Annotated in this window: 12 protein-coding genes; 9 read left to right on the top strand and 3 right to left on the bottom strand. The window is 39.6% G+C overall.

The annotated features are described in order from the left end of the window. The 9 genes from hslU to ACJHV0_RS04125 all read left to right on the top strand — a co-directional run. Window positions 1-1,275 (top strand): HslU--HslV peptidase ATPase subunit (gene hslU, locus ACJHV0_RS04165; RefSeq protein ID WP_483133456.1); only part of this gene is annotated, 1,275 nt, incomplete at its 5' end. 573 nt (window positions 1,276-1,848) lie between these two features. Further along, complete coding sequence (locus tag ACJHV0_RS04160) at window positions 1,849-2,349, top strand: toxin-activating lysine-acyltransferase (RefSeq protein WP_334235496.1); 501 nt, start codon at window positions 1,849-1,851, stop codon at window positions 2,347-2,349. A gap of 15 nt (window positions 2,350-2,364) precedes the next feature. Beyond that, the gene (locus tag ACJHV0_RS04155; protein WP_483133455.1) at window positions 2,365-5,214 is read left to right on the top strand and encodes an RTX family hemolysin; all 2,850 of its coding nucleotides are present in this window, start codon (window positions 2,365-2,367) and stop codon (window positions 5,212-5,214) included. A gap of 74 nt (window positions 5,215-5,288) precedes the next feature. Further along, a complete protein-coding gene (locus tag ACJHV0_RS04150; RefSeq protein ID WP_483133454.1) occupies window positions 5,289-7,415 on the top strand; it encodes a type I secretion system permease/ATPase in 2,127 nt (708 codons plus the stop codon). Between the two features lie 11 nt (window positions 7,416-7,426). Then, window positions 7,427-8,863 (top strand): HlyD family type I secretion periplasmic adaptor subunit, encoded by a 1,437-nt coding sequence (locus ACJHV0_RS04145; protein WP_025235106.1) that lies wholly within the window; start codon window positions 7,427-7,429, stop codon window positions 8,861-8,863. Between the two features lie 219 nt (window positions 8,864-9,082). After that, complete coding sequence (locus tag ACJHV0_RS04140; RefSeq protein WP_483133453.1) at window positions 9,083-9,868, top strand: ABC transporter ATP-binding protein; 786 nt, start codon at window positions 9,083-9,085, stop codon at window positions 9,866-9,868. A gap of 8 nt (window positions 9,869-9,876) precedes the next feature. Further along, window positions 9,877-11,043, top strand: a complete 1,167-nt coding sequence (locus ACJHV0_RS04135; RefSeq protein WP_483133452.1) for an ABC transporter substrate-binding protein — start codon at window positions 9,877-9,879, stop codon at window positions 11,041-11,043. A 15-nt stretch (window positions 11,044-11,058) separates the two neighbouring features. After that, window positions 11,059-11,802 (top strand): ABC transporter permease, encoded by a 744-nt coding sequence (locus ACJHV0_RS04130; protein WP_483133451.1) that lies wholly within the window; start codon window positions 11,059-11,061, stop codon window positions 11,800-11,802. A 157-nt stretch (window positions 11,803-11,959) separates the two neighbouring features. Then, window positions 11,960-13,018 carry an acyl-CoA dehydrogenase family protein gene (locus ACJHV0_RS04125; protein WP_483133450.1) on the top strand — a complete coding sequence of 353 codons (1,059 nt, stop codon included), beginning with the start codon at window positions 11,960-11,962 and terminating at the stop codon, window positions 13,016-13,018. 116 nt (window positions 13,019-13,134) lie between these two features. Here ACJHV0_RS04125 and ACJHV0_RS04120 read toward each other — a convergent pair whose 3' ends face one another. The 3 genes from ACJHV0_RS04120 to ACJHV0_RS04110 form a co-directional block, all read right to left on the bottom strand. Then, on the bottom strand, window positions 13,135-13,680 hold the full coding sequence (locus ACJHV0_RS04120) for a carboxymuconolactone decarboxylase family protein (protein WP_188157050.1): 546 nt from the start codon (window positions 13,678-13,680) through the stop codon (window positions 13,135-13,137). Between the two features lie 152 nt (window positions 13,681-13,832). Then, on the bottom strand, window positions 13,833-15,344 hold the full coding sequence (glpK, locus tag ACJHV0_RS04115) for a glycerol kinase GlpK (protein ID WP_025235112.1): 1,512 nt from the start codon (window positions 15,342-15,344) through the stop codon (window positions 13,833-13,835). 3 nt (window positions 15,345-15,347) lie between these two features. Then, window positions 15,348-16,133: an MIP/aquaporin family protein gene (locus ACJHV0_RS04110; RefSeq protein WP_483133449.1), complete on the bottom strand. Its 786-nt coding sequence runs from the start codon at window positions 16,131-16,133 to the stop codon at window positions 15,348-15,350. Window positions 16,134-16,295: the final 162 nt, after the last annotated feature.

The raw sequence follows: 16,295 nt of genomic DNA, 5'->3' as shown, positions 1-16,295 counted from the left end.
ATCGGACAAAAAGATGCAAAACGTGCGGTGGCAATCGCTTTGCGTAACCGTTGGAGAAGAATGCAGTTACCTGAAGATCTTCGCCAAGAAGTTACGCCGAAAAACATTTTAATGATTGGTCCAACCGGTGTGGGTAAAACGGAAATTGCCCGCCGTTTGGCAAAACTGGCAAATGCTCCGTTCATTAAAGTGGAAGCGACTAAATTTACCGAAGTCGGCTATGTGGGTAAAGAAGTGGATTCGATTATTCGTGATTTAGCGGACGTTTCGATGAAATTGGTTCGCCAACAAGCGGTAGAAAAAAACAAAATGCGAGCCCAAGATGCGGCGGAAGATCGCATTTTAGATGTGTTATTGCCACCGGCGAAAGATCAATGGGGGAATGTTCAAGAGTCAGACAATCAATCTACCCGCCAAGCATTCCGCAAAAAATTGCGTGAAGGTCAGCTAGACGATAAAGAGATCGAAATTGATGTTGCCGCTCAAGTGAGCGTAGAAATTATGACGCCACCGGGAATGGAAGAGATGACTTCACAGCTTCAATCTTTATTTGAAGGAATGTCGCCAAACAAAACCAAAAAACGCAAAATGAAAATCAAAGATGCGTTAAAAGTGATGTTAGATGAAGAAGCGGCGAAATTAGTAAACCCTGAAGAACTCAAACAACAAGCAATCGAAGCGGTAGAGCAGCACGGGATCGTGTTTATTGATGAGATCGACAAGATCTGCAAAAAAGGAGAACACTCGGGCGGCGATGTTTCCCGTGAAGGAGTTCAACGTGATTTACTGCCAATTATTGAAGGTTCAACCGTAAACACTAAGCATGGTATGGTGAAAACTGACCACATTCTGTTTATCTGCTCCGGTGCGTTCCAAGTAGCTCGCCCGTCTGATTTATTACCGGAGTTACAAGGTCGTTTACCGATTCGTGTGGAATTAAAATCATTAACCAAAGAAGATTTCGAGCGAATTTTAACCGAGCCAAACGCCTCATTAACGCTTCAATATCGTGAGCTAATGAAAACCGAAGGCGTTGAAATTGAGTTTACCAAAGAAGGCATTAGCCGCATTGCGGAAAGTGCTTTCCGAGTGAATGAGAAAACCGAAAACATCGGGGCAAGACGTTTACACACCGTGCTTGAACGCTTAATGGACGGCATCTCGTTTGATGCGAGCGAGCGTTGTGGAGAGAAAATTGTAATTGATGAAAACTACGTTTCTGAAGCGTTAAATGATGTGGTGGAAAATGAAGATTTAAGTCGTTTTATTTTATAGTAGTAAGTATGCAAGCGGTTATTTTTGCAAAATTTTTTGCGAATTTGACCGCTTGTAGCGATATTGAACAATTACTACCCAACATCCCCCTCTAATACTGCATTTTAAATGCAAAGCAAATTATAGTTATCCACTCGCCAACTAAAGGCTACTACGGATTATGCCCTGCTTATTTAATAGTGGAAGTAATGAAAGCCATATTAATCCCAGAAGCTTAAAATAAGCGGTCTGATTCTTGCAAAACTTTGCATAAATCAGACCGCTTGCATTTTATTTAGTGCTCATCTCTTTTTAGAAAATTTTATCCCTCACCGCTATTTTATAAAACGATATCTATTTCTTAAATAAAATGAAAAGTAAATATTACATTAATTTCACAATGTAACTATTTTGTTTGTTTTCCACACATTTTGTATGGTTTTAAAACATTTTATTTTACAATTGGTTTATATAAAAGACAAAAAATATACTTAAAGCTATAATTTCAGCAATAAATCCTGCTAAATTATAGTTTAATTAATATATTATGCTATAATTTCAATTCTAATTTAGAATCATTATCGAGTGTGAATTATGAATCAACATTACTTTAATCTATTAGGAAATATTACTTGGTTATGGATGAACTCACCTCTTCATAGAGAGTGGAATTGTGAGCTATTGGCACGCAATGTGATTCCGGCAATTGAAAATGAACAATATATGCTACTTATTGATAATAATGTTCCAATTGCATATTGCAGTTGGGCAGATTTAAGCCTTGAGGCTGAAGTGAAATATATTAAGGATATTAGTTCATTAACACCGGAAGAATGGCAGTCTGGCGATAGACGTTGGATTATTGATTGGGTAGCACCATTCGGGCACTCTCAACTACTTTATAAAAAAATGTGTCAGAAATACCCTGATACTCTCGTCAGATCTATACGCTTTTATCCAAAACAAAAAGAACTGGGCAAAATTGCCTATTTTAAAGGAGGGAACTTAGATAAAAAAACAGCAAAAAAACGTTTCGATACATATCAAGAAGAGCTGGGGGCAGCTCTTAAAAATGAGTTTAATTTTACTAAATAAAAGGAGACATCCCTTATGGGTAAACTTACTAATATTTCAACAAACTTAAAAAATTCATGGCAATCCGGTTTGCATAAAACAGGGCAATCTTTAAACCAAGCAGGTCAATCTTTAAAAGCTGGAGCGAAAAAGCTCATTCTCTATATTCCAAAAGATTATGAATATGATTCAGGAAGAGGAAATGGTTTACAGGATTTAGTCAAAGCTGCTCACGAATTAGGTATTGAAGTACAAAGAGAAGAGCGTAATGGTATCGCTACCGCTCAAAACAGTTTAAGTACAATTCAGAATATTCTTGGGTTTAGCGAGCGTGGAATTGTATTGTCTGCTCCTCAACTTGATAAACTGCTTCAAAAATACAAAATCAGTAAAGCACCAGGTTCATCAGAAAATGTAGCTAAACATTTTGGTAATGCACAAACCTTATTATCAGGTATTCAATCTATCCTTGGCTCAGTTCTTGCTGGAATGGATTTAGATGAAATCTTGAAAAATAAAGGAAGTGAACTTGAGTTAGCTAAAGCTGGTTTGGATTTGACAAATTCCTTAATTGAAAATATTGCAAATTCGTTACAAACATTTGATACCTTTGCAGATAAAATTAATCAATTTGGTTCAAAATTGCAGAATGTAAAAGGTTTAGGTGCTTTAGGAGATAAACTTAAAAACTTTAGTGGCTTCAGTAAAGCCGGTCTTGGTTTAGAAGTGATTTCCGGTTTGCTTTCCGGTGCAACAGCAGCTCTCGTTTTAGCAGATAAAAATGCCTCTACAGGTAGAAAAGTAGGTGCTGGCTTTGAGCTTGTAAACCAAGTTGTTGGCAACATCACCAAAGCTGTTTCTTCTTATATTTTAGCTCAACGGGTTGCTGCAGGTTTATCTACAACAGGTCCAGTAGCAGCATTAATAGCCTCTACAGTATCACTTGCTATCAGCCCTCTAGCGTTTGCAGGGATCGCTGATAAATTTAATCACGCCAAAGCATTAGAAAGTTACGCCGAGCGTTTCAAAAAATTAGGCTACGATGGGGATGATCTACTTGCTCAATATCAAAGAGGAACAGGTACGATCGATGCGTCTGTAACGGCAATCAATACAGCATTGGCTGCAATTTCAGGTGGTGTTTCTGCCGCTGCCGCAGGTTCTTTAGTTGGTGCTCCTATTGCTTTACTTGTATCTGGTATTACCGGTGTTATCTCAACCATTTTGCAGTATTCTAAACAAGCTATGTTTGAACACGTTGCAAACAAAATTCACAATAAAATTGTGGAATGGGAAAAAAATAATCCAGGTAAGAATTACTTTGAAAATGGCTACGATGCACGTTACTTAGCCGGATTACAGGATAATATGAAATTCTTACTCAGCTTAAATCAAGAATTACAAGCTGAACGTGTTATTGCTATTACTCAACAACAATGGGACAAAAATATTGGTGATTTAGCTGGTATTAGCCGCTTAGGGGACAAAGTTATCAGCGGTAAAGCCTATGTTGATGCTTTTGAAGAAGGGAAACACCTTAAAGCCGATAAGCTGGTACAGCTAGATTCGGCAAAAGGTATTATTGATGTAAGTAATACTGGAGAAGCAAAAACACAACATATTTTATTCAGAACGCCATTATTAACACCAGGTACTGAGCACCGTGAGCGAGTACAAACCGGTAAGTATGAATACATTACTAAGCTCAATATTAATCGTGTAGATAGCTGGCAAATTAAAGATGGGGCAGCAAGTTCTACTTTAGATCTAACAAATGTAGTGCAACGTATCGGTATTGAGCTAGATCAAGCAGACAATGTAACTAAAACCAAAGAAACAAAAATTGTCGCTCAACTTGGAGCAGGCGATGATAATGTCTTTGTTGGTTCCGGTACTACGGAAATTGATGGTGGGGAAGGGCACGATCGCGTTCACTATAGTAGAGGTAATTATGGTGCACTTACTATTGATGCAACCCAAGAAACGCAAAAAGGTAGCTACACAGTAAAACGTTTTGTTGAAACAGGAAAAGCATTACATGAAGTTACTTCAACACACACTGCATTAGTAGGTAGTCGTGAAGAGAAAATTGAGTATCGTCATAGTGATAATAAACAACATGCCGGTTATTACACTCAAGATACTTTAAAATCCGTTGAAGAAATTATCGGCACATCGCATAACGATATTTTTAAAGGGAGTAAATTTAATGATATTTTCCACGGTGGCGATGGTGTAGATACTATTAACGGTAACGGAGGTAATGATATCTTACTCGGAGGCAAAGGAGACGATGTCATTGATGGTGGTGATGGCAATGACTTTATCGATGGGGGTAAAGGTAACGACCTCTTATATGGCGATAAAGGCGATGATATTTTCGTTCACCGTCAGGGAGATGGTAATGACGTTATTGGTGATTCTGGCGGTAATGATAAATTATCGTTCTCTGATTCAAACTTAAAAGATTTAACGTTCGAAAAAGTTAAATATAATCTTGTCATTACGAATACCAAGAAAGAGGCAGTTACTATTCAAAACTGGTTCCGTGAAGCAGATCTTGCCAAAGAAGTGCATAATTATCAAGCAACTAAAGATGAGAAAATTGAAGAAATCATCGGGCGAAATGGTGAGCGGATTACCTCAAGTCAAGTCGATGATCTTATCGCAAAAGGTAACGGTAAAATCGATCAGAATGAACTGACAAAAGTAGTTGATAACTATGAATTGCTCAAGCGTAGTCGAAATGTAACAAATAGCTTAGATAAATTGATTTCATCTGTGAGCTCGTTTACTTCGTCTAATGATTCGAGAAATGTATTAGTGAATCCGACTTCAATGTCAGATCAAAATTTATCTTCTCTTCAATTTGCTAGAGCAGCTTAATTTTTAATGATTGGCAACTCTATATTGTTTTGCACATTATGGAGTTGCTCTTTTATTTTATAAAAGGAGACAATATGGAAGCAAATCATCAAAGGAATGATCTTGGTTTAGTCGCTCTTACGATGTTAGCACAATATCATAATATTTCGCTTAATCCGGAAGAAATAAAACATAAATTTGATATTGATGGAAAAGGGCTTTCTTTAACCTCTTGGCTTTTAGCCGCAAAATCGTTAGCGTTGAAAGCAAAACACATTAAAAAAGAGATTTCCCGCTTACATTTGGTTAATTTACCTGCCTTAGTTTGGCAAGATAACGGTAAACATTTTTTATTAGTAAAAGTGGATACCGATAATAACCGCTATTTAACTTACGATTTGGAAAAAGATACACCGCAAATTTTATCACGAGACGAGTTTGAAGCTTGCTATCAAGGGCAGTTAATTCTGGTTACTTCCAGAGCCTCTGTCGTGGGGCAGTTAGCAAAATTTGATTTCACTTGGTTTATTCCTGCGGTGATCAAATACCGAAAAATCTTTCTAGAAACCTTAATTGTTTCAATCTTTTTGCAAATTTTTGCTCTAATTACACCGCTATTCTTCCAAGTGGTAATGGATAAAGTATTGGTACATCGAGGTTTTTCAACCTTGAATATCATTACTGTTGCCTTAGCTATTGTGATCATATTTGAAATTGTGTTAAGCGGTTTACGGACCTATATTTTTGCCCACAGTACCAGCCGGATTGATGTGGAATTAGGGGCTAAATTATTTCGGCATTTGTTATCGCTACCTATTTCTTATTTTGAGAACAGACGGGTTGGCGATACGGTTGCACGAGTTAGAGAATTAGATCAAATTCGGAATTTTCTTACCGGACAAGCATTAACTTCGGTCTTGGATTTACTGTTCTCTTTTGTCTTTTTTGCGGTGATGTGGTATTACAGCCCGAAATTAACCCTAGTAGTTCTCGGCTCATTACCCTGCTATATTTTATGGTCGATTTTTATTAGCCCGATTTTAAGGCGACGTTTAGACGATAAATTTGCTCGAAGTGCTGATAACCAATCATTCTTGGTTGAATCAGTAACTGCTATCAATATGATTAAAGCTATGGCGGTTACTCCACAAATGACCGATACGTGGGATAAACAATTGGCAAGCTATGTTTCATCAAGTTTCCGTGTAACCGTATTGGCAACCATTGGGCAACAGGGAGTTCAGCTTATTCAAAAAACCGTAATGGTAATCAACCTTTGGTTGGGAGCACACTTAGTGATTTCAGGTGATCTTAGCATAGGACAATTAATTGCCTTTAATATGCTTTCCGGGCAAGTGATTGCACCGGTAATCCGCTTGGCACAACTCTGGCAAGATTTCCAACAAGTTGGTATTTCTGTTACACGTTTAGGTGATGTTTTAAATTCCCCGACCGAACAATATCAAGGAAAATTATCACTACCTGAAATACAAGGCGACATCGCGTTTAAAAATATTCGTTTTAGATATAAACCGGATGCTCCTACGATTTTAAATAATGTGAATTTAGAGATTAAAAAAGGGGAAGTAATCGGGATTGTTGGGCGTTCAGGCTCAGGTAAAAGTACACTAACAAAATTACTGCAACGTTTTTATATTCCTGAAAACGGTCAGGTACTTATTGACGGGCACGATCTTGCATTAGCTGACCCAAACTGGCTACGCCGTCAAATCGGGGTGGTTTTGCAAGATAACGTCCTGTTAAACCGTAGTATCCGAGAAAATATAGCCCTATCCGAACCGGGAATGTCAATAGAACGTGTGATTTATGCAGCAAAATTAGCTGGTGCTCATGATTTCATTTCAGAGTTACGTGAAGGTTATAACACTATTGTTGGTGAACAAGGCACAGGGCTTTCCGGCGGACAGCGGCAACGGATTGCGATTGCACGAGCTTTAGTGAACAACCCGAAAATCCTGATTTTTGATGAAGCGACTAGTGCTCTCGATTACGAATCTGAACATATTATTATGAAAAATATGCAAAAAATATGCCAAGGAAGAACCGTGATTTTGATTGCACATCGGTTATCAACAGTCAAAAATGCCGACCGAATTATTGTGATGGAAAAAGGGGAAATTGTAGAACAAGGTAAGCATCACGAATTGCTGCAAAACAATAACGGGCTTTACTCCTACTTACATCAATTACAACTGAATTAAGAAGGAAAACAATGAAAATATGGCTTAGTGGTATTTATGAATTTTTCCTACGCTATAAAAATATTTGGGTAGAAGTATGGAAAATTCGTAAAGAATTAGACCACCCAAACAGAAAAAAAGATGAAAGTGAGTTTTTACCGGCACATTTAGAGCTGATTGAAACCCCGGTTTCTAAAAAGCCACGCCTAATTGCCTATTTAATTATGCTGTTTTTAGCGGTGGCAATTGTGCTTGCAAGTGTCAGTAAAGTGGAAATTGTGGCGACTGCACCCGGTAAATTAACCTTTAGTGGTAGAAGTAAAGAAATTAAACCGATTGAAAATACGATCGTACAAGAAATTTTTGTTAAGGACGGGCAATTTGTAGAAAAAGGTCAATTATTAGTCAGTTTAACTGCTTTGGGCTCTGATGCAGATATCAAAAAGACCATTACTTCCCTCTCTTTGGCAAAACTAGAGAACTATCGCTACCAAACCCTACTTACTGCCATTGAAAAAGAGTCATTACCGGTTATCGATTTATCCAACACCGAATTTAAAGATTCATCGGAGGAAGACAGGTTACGTATTAAGCATTTAATCGAAGAGCAATACACGACTTGGCAAAAACAAAAAACGCAGAAAACCTTAGCTTATAAACGTAAAGATGCAGAAAAACAGACCATATCTGCTTACGTTCGTAAATATGAAGGTGCAACTCGTATTGAGCAAGAAAAGTTAAAGGACTTTAGAAAACTTTATCAACAAAAGTCTTTATCTAAACACGAACTTCTCTCGCAAGAAAATAAAGCCATCGAAGCACAAAACGAGTTGGCGGTTTATCGTTCAAAATTAAATGAATTAGAAAGTGATCTTCTCAATGTGAAAGAAGAACTTGAATTGATCACACAATTCTTTAAAAGCGATGTATTGGAAAAATTAAAACAGCATATTGAAAATGAGCGTCAGCTCCGGCTTGAGTTGGAAAAAAATGACCAACGTAGACAAGCTTCTATGATCAGAGCTCCGGTTTCCGGTACGGTGCAACAGCTGAAAATTCATACTATAGGTGGTGTGGTTACCACAGCTGAAACCTTGATGATTATTGTGCCGGAAGATGATGTATTAGAAGCTACCGCTCTGATTCAAAATAAAGACATCGGCTTTGTTGCTGCAGGGCAAGAGGTGATTATTAAAGTAGAAACTTTCCCTTATACCCGATACGGCTATATTACCGGAAGGATTAAACACATCAGCCCGGATGCTATCGAACAACCTAATTTAGGATTGGTGTTTAATGCAACTATCAGTATAGACAAACAAGCACTCTCATCTCCGGACGGTCATAAAATAGAGCTTGGCTCAGGTATGACGATTACCGCTGAAATCAAAACAGGTGAGCGAAGTGTAATGAGCTATTTGCTCAGTCCATTGGAAGAATCTGTTACAGAAAGTTTAAGGGAACGCTAAATCGAACCTAAACAAAGCCATAATAGCCATTTTGCAGCTGTTATGGCTTTACTTTTATATGCATAAATAGATTTTTAGCATCACAAGCGGTTAAAAAAAAGAGGTTTTTTTACACTTTTATAACAAATCGTTCTATATCAAAATTTCTAATTCTTTTCTTTTATAGACAATTTCCTCTATTTTTTCTGAATCCAAAATAAACAATTAAAAAGAGGATTTATGAGCCTTATTGTTACTGATCTTTCTCTTGGCTATGAGAAAAACAGGCAAACCAAGACAATTTTGCAAGATGTGAATTTTGAGGTAAATAGCGGTACGCTGACTTCTATTTTAGGTCCGAGCGGTGTGGGGAAATCATCATTACTGCGTGTGATTGCCGGTTTAGATAAACCACTAAGTGGTAACGTGGCATTGTTTGGGGAGCAAATCAACCAGCCGCACCCTGATGTCGGTTTTGTGTTTCAATCAGCTACATTATTGCCTTGGCTTTCGGTCAGAAATAATGTGGCATTTGGGCTGGACTTTAAATGCCGCACGCCACTTTCAAAAGCAGATATTCAAAAACGGGTAGAAGAAGCATTAGAGGAAGTCGGTTTAAGCCACGCTATTGATGCGATGCCGCACGAACTTTCGGGCGGTATGGCTCAGCGTGTGAATTTAGCTCGAGCTTTAGCTCGTCAGCCGAAAGTGATTTTGCTTGATGAGCCGTTTTCTGCCCTTGATGAAGTCATTCGCAGCCAAATGCAAACCTTATTACACGATATTGTTCGTTACCATAATGCCGCGGCAATTATGGTAACGCACGATATTGATGAAGCCTTATTAGTTTCTGATGATGTGCTATTACTTGGCGGCACGTCTGCTCATATTGTTGGGAAATGGCATTTGTCTTATCCATTCCCTCGTACCGATTTGCTTAGTTTAAATCATATTCGAGTGGATATTTTACAATCTCTCAAGCAGTCTCAGCAGACAAATCAGCCAGAGATTGATTTCGTGATTTAGGGGGATTTATGGATCAGCAACGCAGAGATTTTATGAAATTACTCAGCCTGTTTTCGGTTGCAGGGAGCTTTCCATTATTACAAGCCTGTGAGCAGGTGCAAAAAAATGCGGAAAATCGACCGCTTGTGATTGGCTATTTGCCGATTACCGATGCAACCCCGTTGCTTGTCGCTCACGCGAAAGGATTATTTGAAAAGCACGGCGTGAAGGTGGAAAAGCCGGTGATATTCCGCAGTTGGGCACAGCTGGTAGAAGCCTTTTTAAGCGGCAATGTGAATGTGGTGCACCTGCTTTCGCCGATGAGTTTATGGGCGAAATATGGGGCAAATGCTCCGGTGAAAGCGGTGATGTGGAATCACTTAGCAGGTTCAGCTCTCACGGTTCGCCCTGAAATTAATAGCATTGCTGAGTTATCGGGCAAAACGGTAGCAATTCCGTTTTGGTATTCGATTCACAACATCGTATTGCAACGTTTATTGCGTGAAAATGGCTTGAAAATTACCGAAAAAGAGCCGAAAAGCGGTGAAGTGCGTTTAAGTGTAATGGCTCCTTCTGATATGGTGGCGGCACTTGCAAGTGAAGCTATTTCCGGCTTTATTGTTGCAGAACCTTTCAATGCATTAGCAGAAGCTAAAGGGGTCGGCAAAGTACTGCGTTTTAGCGGCGATGTGTGGAAAGATCACGCCTGTTGCTTAACCTTAATGCACGAATACGACATTCAACATCGCCCCGAATGGGTGCAAAAAGTGGTGAATGCTTTAACCGAAGCTCAGGTTTTTACTCTCGCCAATCGTGCAGAAACTGCTAAATTATTGGCTAGAGGCAGTGGCTATACGCCGCACGATCAAAAAGTATTGGAAAACGTACTAGCCCCAAGTCAAGCACAGATGGATAAATATGTGGAAACGGGGGCGATTGTTAATCCGCAGTGGCACCAAGAACGCATTGGTTTTCAACCTTATCCGTTTGATTCTTATATGGAAGAGTTGGTGAAAATGCTGAAAGAAACACACATCGCAGGCAATAACGCCTTCTTACAACCGCTTGATCCTGTAGAAGCCGCAAAAGCGATTAACGAACCAAGGTTTGTGCGAAAAGCGATTGAAGAAGGAGGTTGGATTGAAACCTTCAACTTACAAGCAGGTTGGACAAGAACGGAAGAAATCAGCATATAGAGATTAAGGAACAGTATGAAACAGAAATATATTTATGGCTTAGCAGGTTTATTGCTACTGCTTTTAAGTTGGCAATTAGGCACAACGTTATTAAGCCAAAGATTACCGATGGCATCAATGTTAGCTCCAGCCAAAACGTGGGAGAGTTTTGGTTGGTTGATTTCTTCGGGCGAAATTTTTCCTCACTTATTGGCTAGTTTAAAACGAATTGTCGTGGGCTTGTCAGCAGCATTGCTAATTGGCGTTCCTGTGGGTTTATTACTCGGCTTTTCCCGCCGCTTGGAAATGCTTTGTACTCCGTCATTCCAGCTGTTGAGAATGATTTCTCCGCTTTCGTGGATGCCTATCATCGTAATGTTATTAGGCGTAGGTGATTTACCAATCTATTTCCTACTCGCTTTTGCAACTGTCTGGTCATTAATTATTTCCACCGCCTCAGGGGTGAAAAATATCGACCCACAATGGCTACAACTGGGTAAAGTGATGTCAGCCTCTCGCAAAGAATTGTTGTGTAAAATTGTTGTGCCTGCTATTACAGGACACGTTCTAACGGGCTTACGAGTGGCGGTTGGTATTGCGTGGGTGGTGCTTGTACCTTGTGAAATGTTAGGCGTAAACGAAGGCTTAGGCTATTTCATTTTAGACACTCGCGATAGATTAGCCTATTCTGAATTAATGGCAGTAATTGTCATCATTGGCTTAATTGGCTGGGCATTGGATAGTTTAATTCGCTTAGCGTTAGCGAAAGGCGGGAAATAATTTCATCATTTACAAGCGGTTGTTTTTTGCAAAAAAATTGCAAAATATAACCGCTTGTTTATTCCAAAAAAGCATATTACTTTCCTTTCTTTTATTTCATCGCAATAAAAAAGCCTATTAAGATAGCCTTAATAACACATTATAAGAGGTAAACACAATGTCAGTACTTTCGACATCTTTTATTGAATGGCTGCAAGAACACGCAGAGAGTTTAGATCAATCTAACCAGCACGCTGATTTGTTAATTCGCAAAATTGCGGCTGAAAATCTGTTCAAAATTGGGGTGCCGACAGAATTGGGGGGCAATGGCGGTAATTTAGTTGATGCGATTAAAGCGATTTCTGAGCTGGGTAATCACTCATTAGCGGCGGCTTTTGTTTCGTGGGGGCATCGTACTTTTATTGAGCATATTATTGCTTCGAAAAATCCTATTCCTAGAGAAATCTATTTGGCAGATTTGCTGAGTGGCAATTTAACTGCCGGCACTGGGTTATCGAACGCGATGAAATTTCTGGCTGGCATCGAAGAGTTAAATGTCAAAATTAGTGAAGAAAACGGCAAACGTTATTTAAATGGTCGCCTGCCGTGGGTAACGAATTTACGTTCAGACCGCTTTGTAGCAAGTTTTGTGGCGGGTTTTGAAGATGAGCGTAAACCGATTGTGATTGCGATTCCTTCTACGGCTCAAGGTTTAACCCGCACCAAAGAATTGGAGTTTATGTCGTTACAAGGGACGAATACTACCGCTCTCATATTTGAAAATGTGGAATTACAAGATGAATGGATTCTGGCTGATAACGCTTCGGAGTTTTTAGCAGCAACTCGCCCTGCGTTCTTAGGTTTACAATTTGGTTTACCTTTTGGTTTAGTGGAAAAAAGTTTAGCGGAAATTGAAAAATCGCTCTCATTCCGAGCGATTCTCACTTCTGAATGGCAAACTCAAGTTGATGCTTTAAACGATATTAAAACTCGTCTATTTAATGGCTTAAATGACGAAGGCTATTTCGTTCGCCACCCGAAAGAGCTATTTCAAGCCAGAATCGATATTGTGAATGTGGTTGCACAAACCATTTTGTTAGAATTACAAGCCAGCGGTGGGCGTGGCTATTTGAAAAATGATACCTCAGGCTTCAGCCGCCGCTGGAAAGAAGCCGCATTCTTACCCGTTGTTACCCCAAGTGCGGTGCAGCTAAGAATGGTGCTGGCGAATTGTTAAGAAATAGAGAGGCAAATGTTTGCCTCTTTTTTATTTGCAAAAAATGAGATAAAAAGAACCGCTTGTAGATATAAAAAAGGACGCATTGAAAGCGTCCTAATTTGATTTGATCCCTATTACGCAAAAGGCTGTAACTCTGGGTTAATTGGTGTTTCAGCAATGTTGTTCACATAATTACACAACGTTGCCAAACTCACACCTAAAATCACGTCAATTGCATTTTGTTGATTATAACCTGCAGCAAAAAACTCATTGAGTTGTGCTTCGGTCAATTTTGCTTTTTGTAGCATTACTGCAAGAGTGAAACGAGCTAAAGTGTCTAATTTATCATCAGAATCAATGCGAGAGGTTGCACGCAACGCATTTACGACTTCTTCAGGCATTTTTAACAATTTTAACGCGATTTTAGTATGACCTGCCACACAGAATCCACAACCGTTTACCACCGCAGCAGTAATTTGTACCACTTCACGTTCCTCAGCGGTTAAGCTGTTGCGACCGTTAATGCCGCCTACTGTGCGGTAGGTTTCTAACGCAGTCGGAGCATTTGCTAACACGCCGATAAGATTTGGGATAAAGCCATTTGCTTGTTGTACCGCTTTTAATGCTTCTTGTGCGGCTTCCGGTGCAGATTCAATAGTGTGAATTTGAAATTTTGACATAATTATTCCTTATCAATTTATGGGTTGAATAGGCTAATCATAAATAAAACATTCTTCTACAACAAATCAAAATGACTATGTGATATAACTAAAAGATCTTAAAAGGGAGTATAGTTGCCGATACTCCCTTTCTGTTTAGTTTAAGTTGGAAATTACTCTTCAGCGTCTTCTTTCGCCCATTCTAATGAACGGCGAACCGCTTTTTTCCAGCCTTTATAGCGTTTAGCTCGTTTTTCTTGGTCGCCATCCGGTGTGAAGGTTCGCTCAATTTCTGCTTTATCTTTTAGCTCCTCCAAATCTTTCCAGAAACCAACTGCAATACCGGCAAGATAAGCCGCTCCTAACGCAGTAACTTCTTTCACTTTTGGACGCTCAACTTTGGTGTCTAAAATATCTGCTTGGAATTGCATTAAGAAGTTGTTTGCTGTCGCACCGCCATCAACACGCAATGCTTGCAGTTTCGCTTTTGAATCAGACTGCATTGCTTCTAACACATCTCGAGTTTGGTAAGCGATAGATTCCAAAGTTGCACGCACGATATGATTGCGGTTTGCCCCACGGGTCAAACCGAAAATTGAGCCTCGTGCATACGGATCCCAATATGGTGCACCTAAGCCGGTAAATGCCGGTACAACATAAACGCCGTTTGAGCTATCTTCTTTCGTTGCAAAATATTCGCTATCGAAACTGTCGTGAACAATTTTTAGCTCATCACGTAACCATTGAATGGAGGCTCCTGCAATAAAGACAGAACCTTCTAACGCATATTCAGGCTCGCCTTTCGCATTACAAGCAATGGTGGTTAATAAGCCGTTTTCGGACTGAATCGCAGTATTACCTGTGTGCATCAGCATAAAACAGCCTGTGCCGTAGGTATTTTTCGCTTGTCCTTCCTTAACACATAAATGACCATAAAGAGCCGCTTGTTGGTCGCCTGCGATACCTGCAATTGGAATACGTACACCACCTTGTCCGCCGATATTGGTTTTGCCGTAAATTTCAGAGGAATTTTTCACTTCCGGTAACATTGAGCGTGGAATATTCAGTAATTCCAGCATCTTATCGTCCCACTGCTTGGTGTGAATGTTAAATAACATCGTACGAGAAGCATTTGTATAATCGGTAATATGCACACGCCCTTGGGTTAATTTCCACACCAGCCACGTATCGACCGTACCAAATAATAACTCACCACGTTCTGCTTTTTCTCTTGCTCCTTCTACGTTATCTAAAATCCATTTTACTTTTGTGCCGGAGAAGTATGGATCGACAACTAAGCCTGTGGTTTTACGGATATACTCTTCGTGTCCGTCTGCTTTTAATTTATCGGTAATATCAGATGTACGGCGGCATTGCCATACAATCGCATTATAAACAGGTTTACCGCTCTCTTTTTCCCACACAATGGTGGTTTCACGCTGGTTGGTAATACCAATTGCAGCAATACTATCAGGACTAATACCTGCCTTTGCCACCACTTCATTTAAGGTCGAACTCTGGGTTGCCCAAATTTCCATCGGGTTATGTTCTACCCAACCAGCTTGTGGGTAAATTTGGGTAAATTCACGTTGTGCCACTTCAACAACATTGGCATTTTTATCTAGTAATACCGCACGGGAGCTTGTTGTGCCTTGATCAAGGGCGATGATATATTGTTTGTCCATAGATTACTCCTGAATATTTGCCGGAAGGTTTTTGTGAATAAGATTTTTATAGCCCCAAGCACCGAATAACGCACCGCAGATTGGAGCAACAATTGGAATAATGAAATAAGGGATTTCTTTACCGCCGGTGAGTGCAATTTCGCCCCAACCTGCAAGGAAAGCAAAGAGTTTAGGTCCAAAATCACGAGCCGGGTTCATCGCAAAGCCTGTTAATGGACCGGTTGCCCCACCGATAACAGCGATTAATAAACCGATGAGCAATGCCGCTAAAGCTTTATTTGGTAAGCCGTTTTTATCATCACCGATTGCTAAAATGGTAGACATTAACACGGCAGTAATCACAAATTCCACGATAAATGCCGTTAATAATGTAATATTTGGGTTTGGATAAGTTGAGAACACACCGGCAAAACCAACAGTTTCACCACGTATAATCCCTTGAGCTGCTTCGGCTGCTGCAAAGAGATCGCTATACATAAAATAGATAAGTGCAACAGAGCAGAAAGCACCTGCTACTTGAGCGATGATATAGGGTAGAATTTTGTGTTTTTCAAAACCGTAAAATGCAGCGAGTGCGATAGTTACAGCTGGGTTAAGGTGAGCACCGGAAATCCCGGCAGAAATATAAATTGCCATTGAGACCCCAATACCCCAAACAATTGCAATTTCCCATAAACCGAAACTTGCACCAGCAACTTGTGCAGCCGCTACGCAGCCGGCACCAAAGAAGAGAATGAAAGCTGTACCGATAAATTCGCCGATACAAGCATTGCGTAAGGTTCTGTCCATAACGTTCCCCTTAAGAAGAAATGATTGAAAACCAATAAAGAAATGTTTGAAAATGAAAATATTTTCGAGCTGATATTGCCAAAACACCATTTTTTAAGCAAATGGGAAATTTTAAATTTGTGAAATCCATCACATTATTTTTTTAAATCAACTATTTCTAGG

The organism is Mannheimia sp. (genome assembly GCF_056854775.1).
The sequence above is the reverse complement of the archived record's forward strand: the minus strand, read 5'-3'. Positions and strand labels throughout refer to the sequence as shown.

Coding starts and splice junctions, on each gene's coding strand:
- ACJHV0_RS04160 (WP_334235496.1), top strand. CDS start 1,849: ATGAATCAACATTACTTTAATCTATTAGGAAATATTACTTGGTTATGG.
- ACJHV0_RS04155 (WP_483133455.1), top strand. CDS start 2,365: ATGGGTAAACTTACTAATATTTCAACAAACTTAAAAAATTCATGGCAA.
- ACJHV0_RS04150 (WP_483133454.1), top strand. CDS start 5,289: ATGGAAGCAAATCATCAAAGGAATGATCTTGGTTTAGTCGCTCTTACG.
- ACJHV0_RS04145 (WP_025235106.1), top strand. CDS start 7,427: ATGAAAATATGGCTTAGTGGTATTTATGAATTTTTCCTACGCTATAAA.
- ACJHV0_RS04140 (WP_483133453.1), top strand. CDS start 9,083: ATGAGCCTTATTGTTACTGATCTTTCTCTTGGCTATGAGAAAAACAGG.
- ACJHV0_RS04135 (WP_483133452.1), top strand. CDS start 9,877: ATGGATCAGCAACGCAGAGATTTTATGAAATTACTCAGCCTGTTTTCG.
- ACJHV0_RS04130 (WP_483133451.1), top strand. CDS start 11,059: ATGAAACAGAAATATATTTATGGCTTAGCAGGTTTATTGCTACTGCTT.
- ACJHV0_RS04125 (WP_483133450.1), top strand. CDS start 11,960: ATGTCAGTACTTTCGACATCTTTTATTGAATGGCTGCAAGAACACGCA.
- ACJHV0_RS04120 (WP_188157050.1), bottom strand. CDS start 13,680: ATGTCAAAATTTCAAATTCACACTATTGAATCTGCACCGGAAGCCGCA.
- glpK (WP_025235112.1), bottom strand. CDS start 15,344: ATGGACAAACAATATATCATCGCCCTTGATCAAGGCACAACAAGCTCC.
- ACJHV0_RS04110 (WP_483133449.1), bottom strand. CDS start 16,133: ATGGACAGAACCTTACGCAATGCTTGTATCGGCGAATTTATCGGTACA.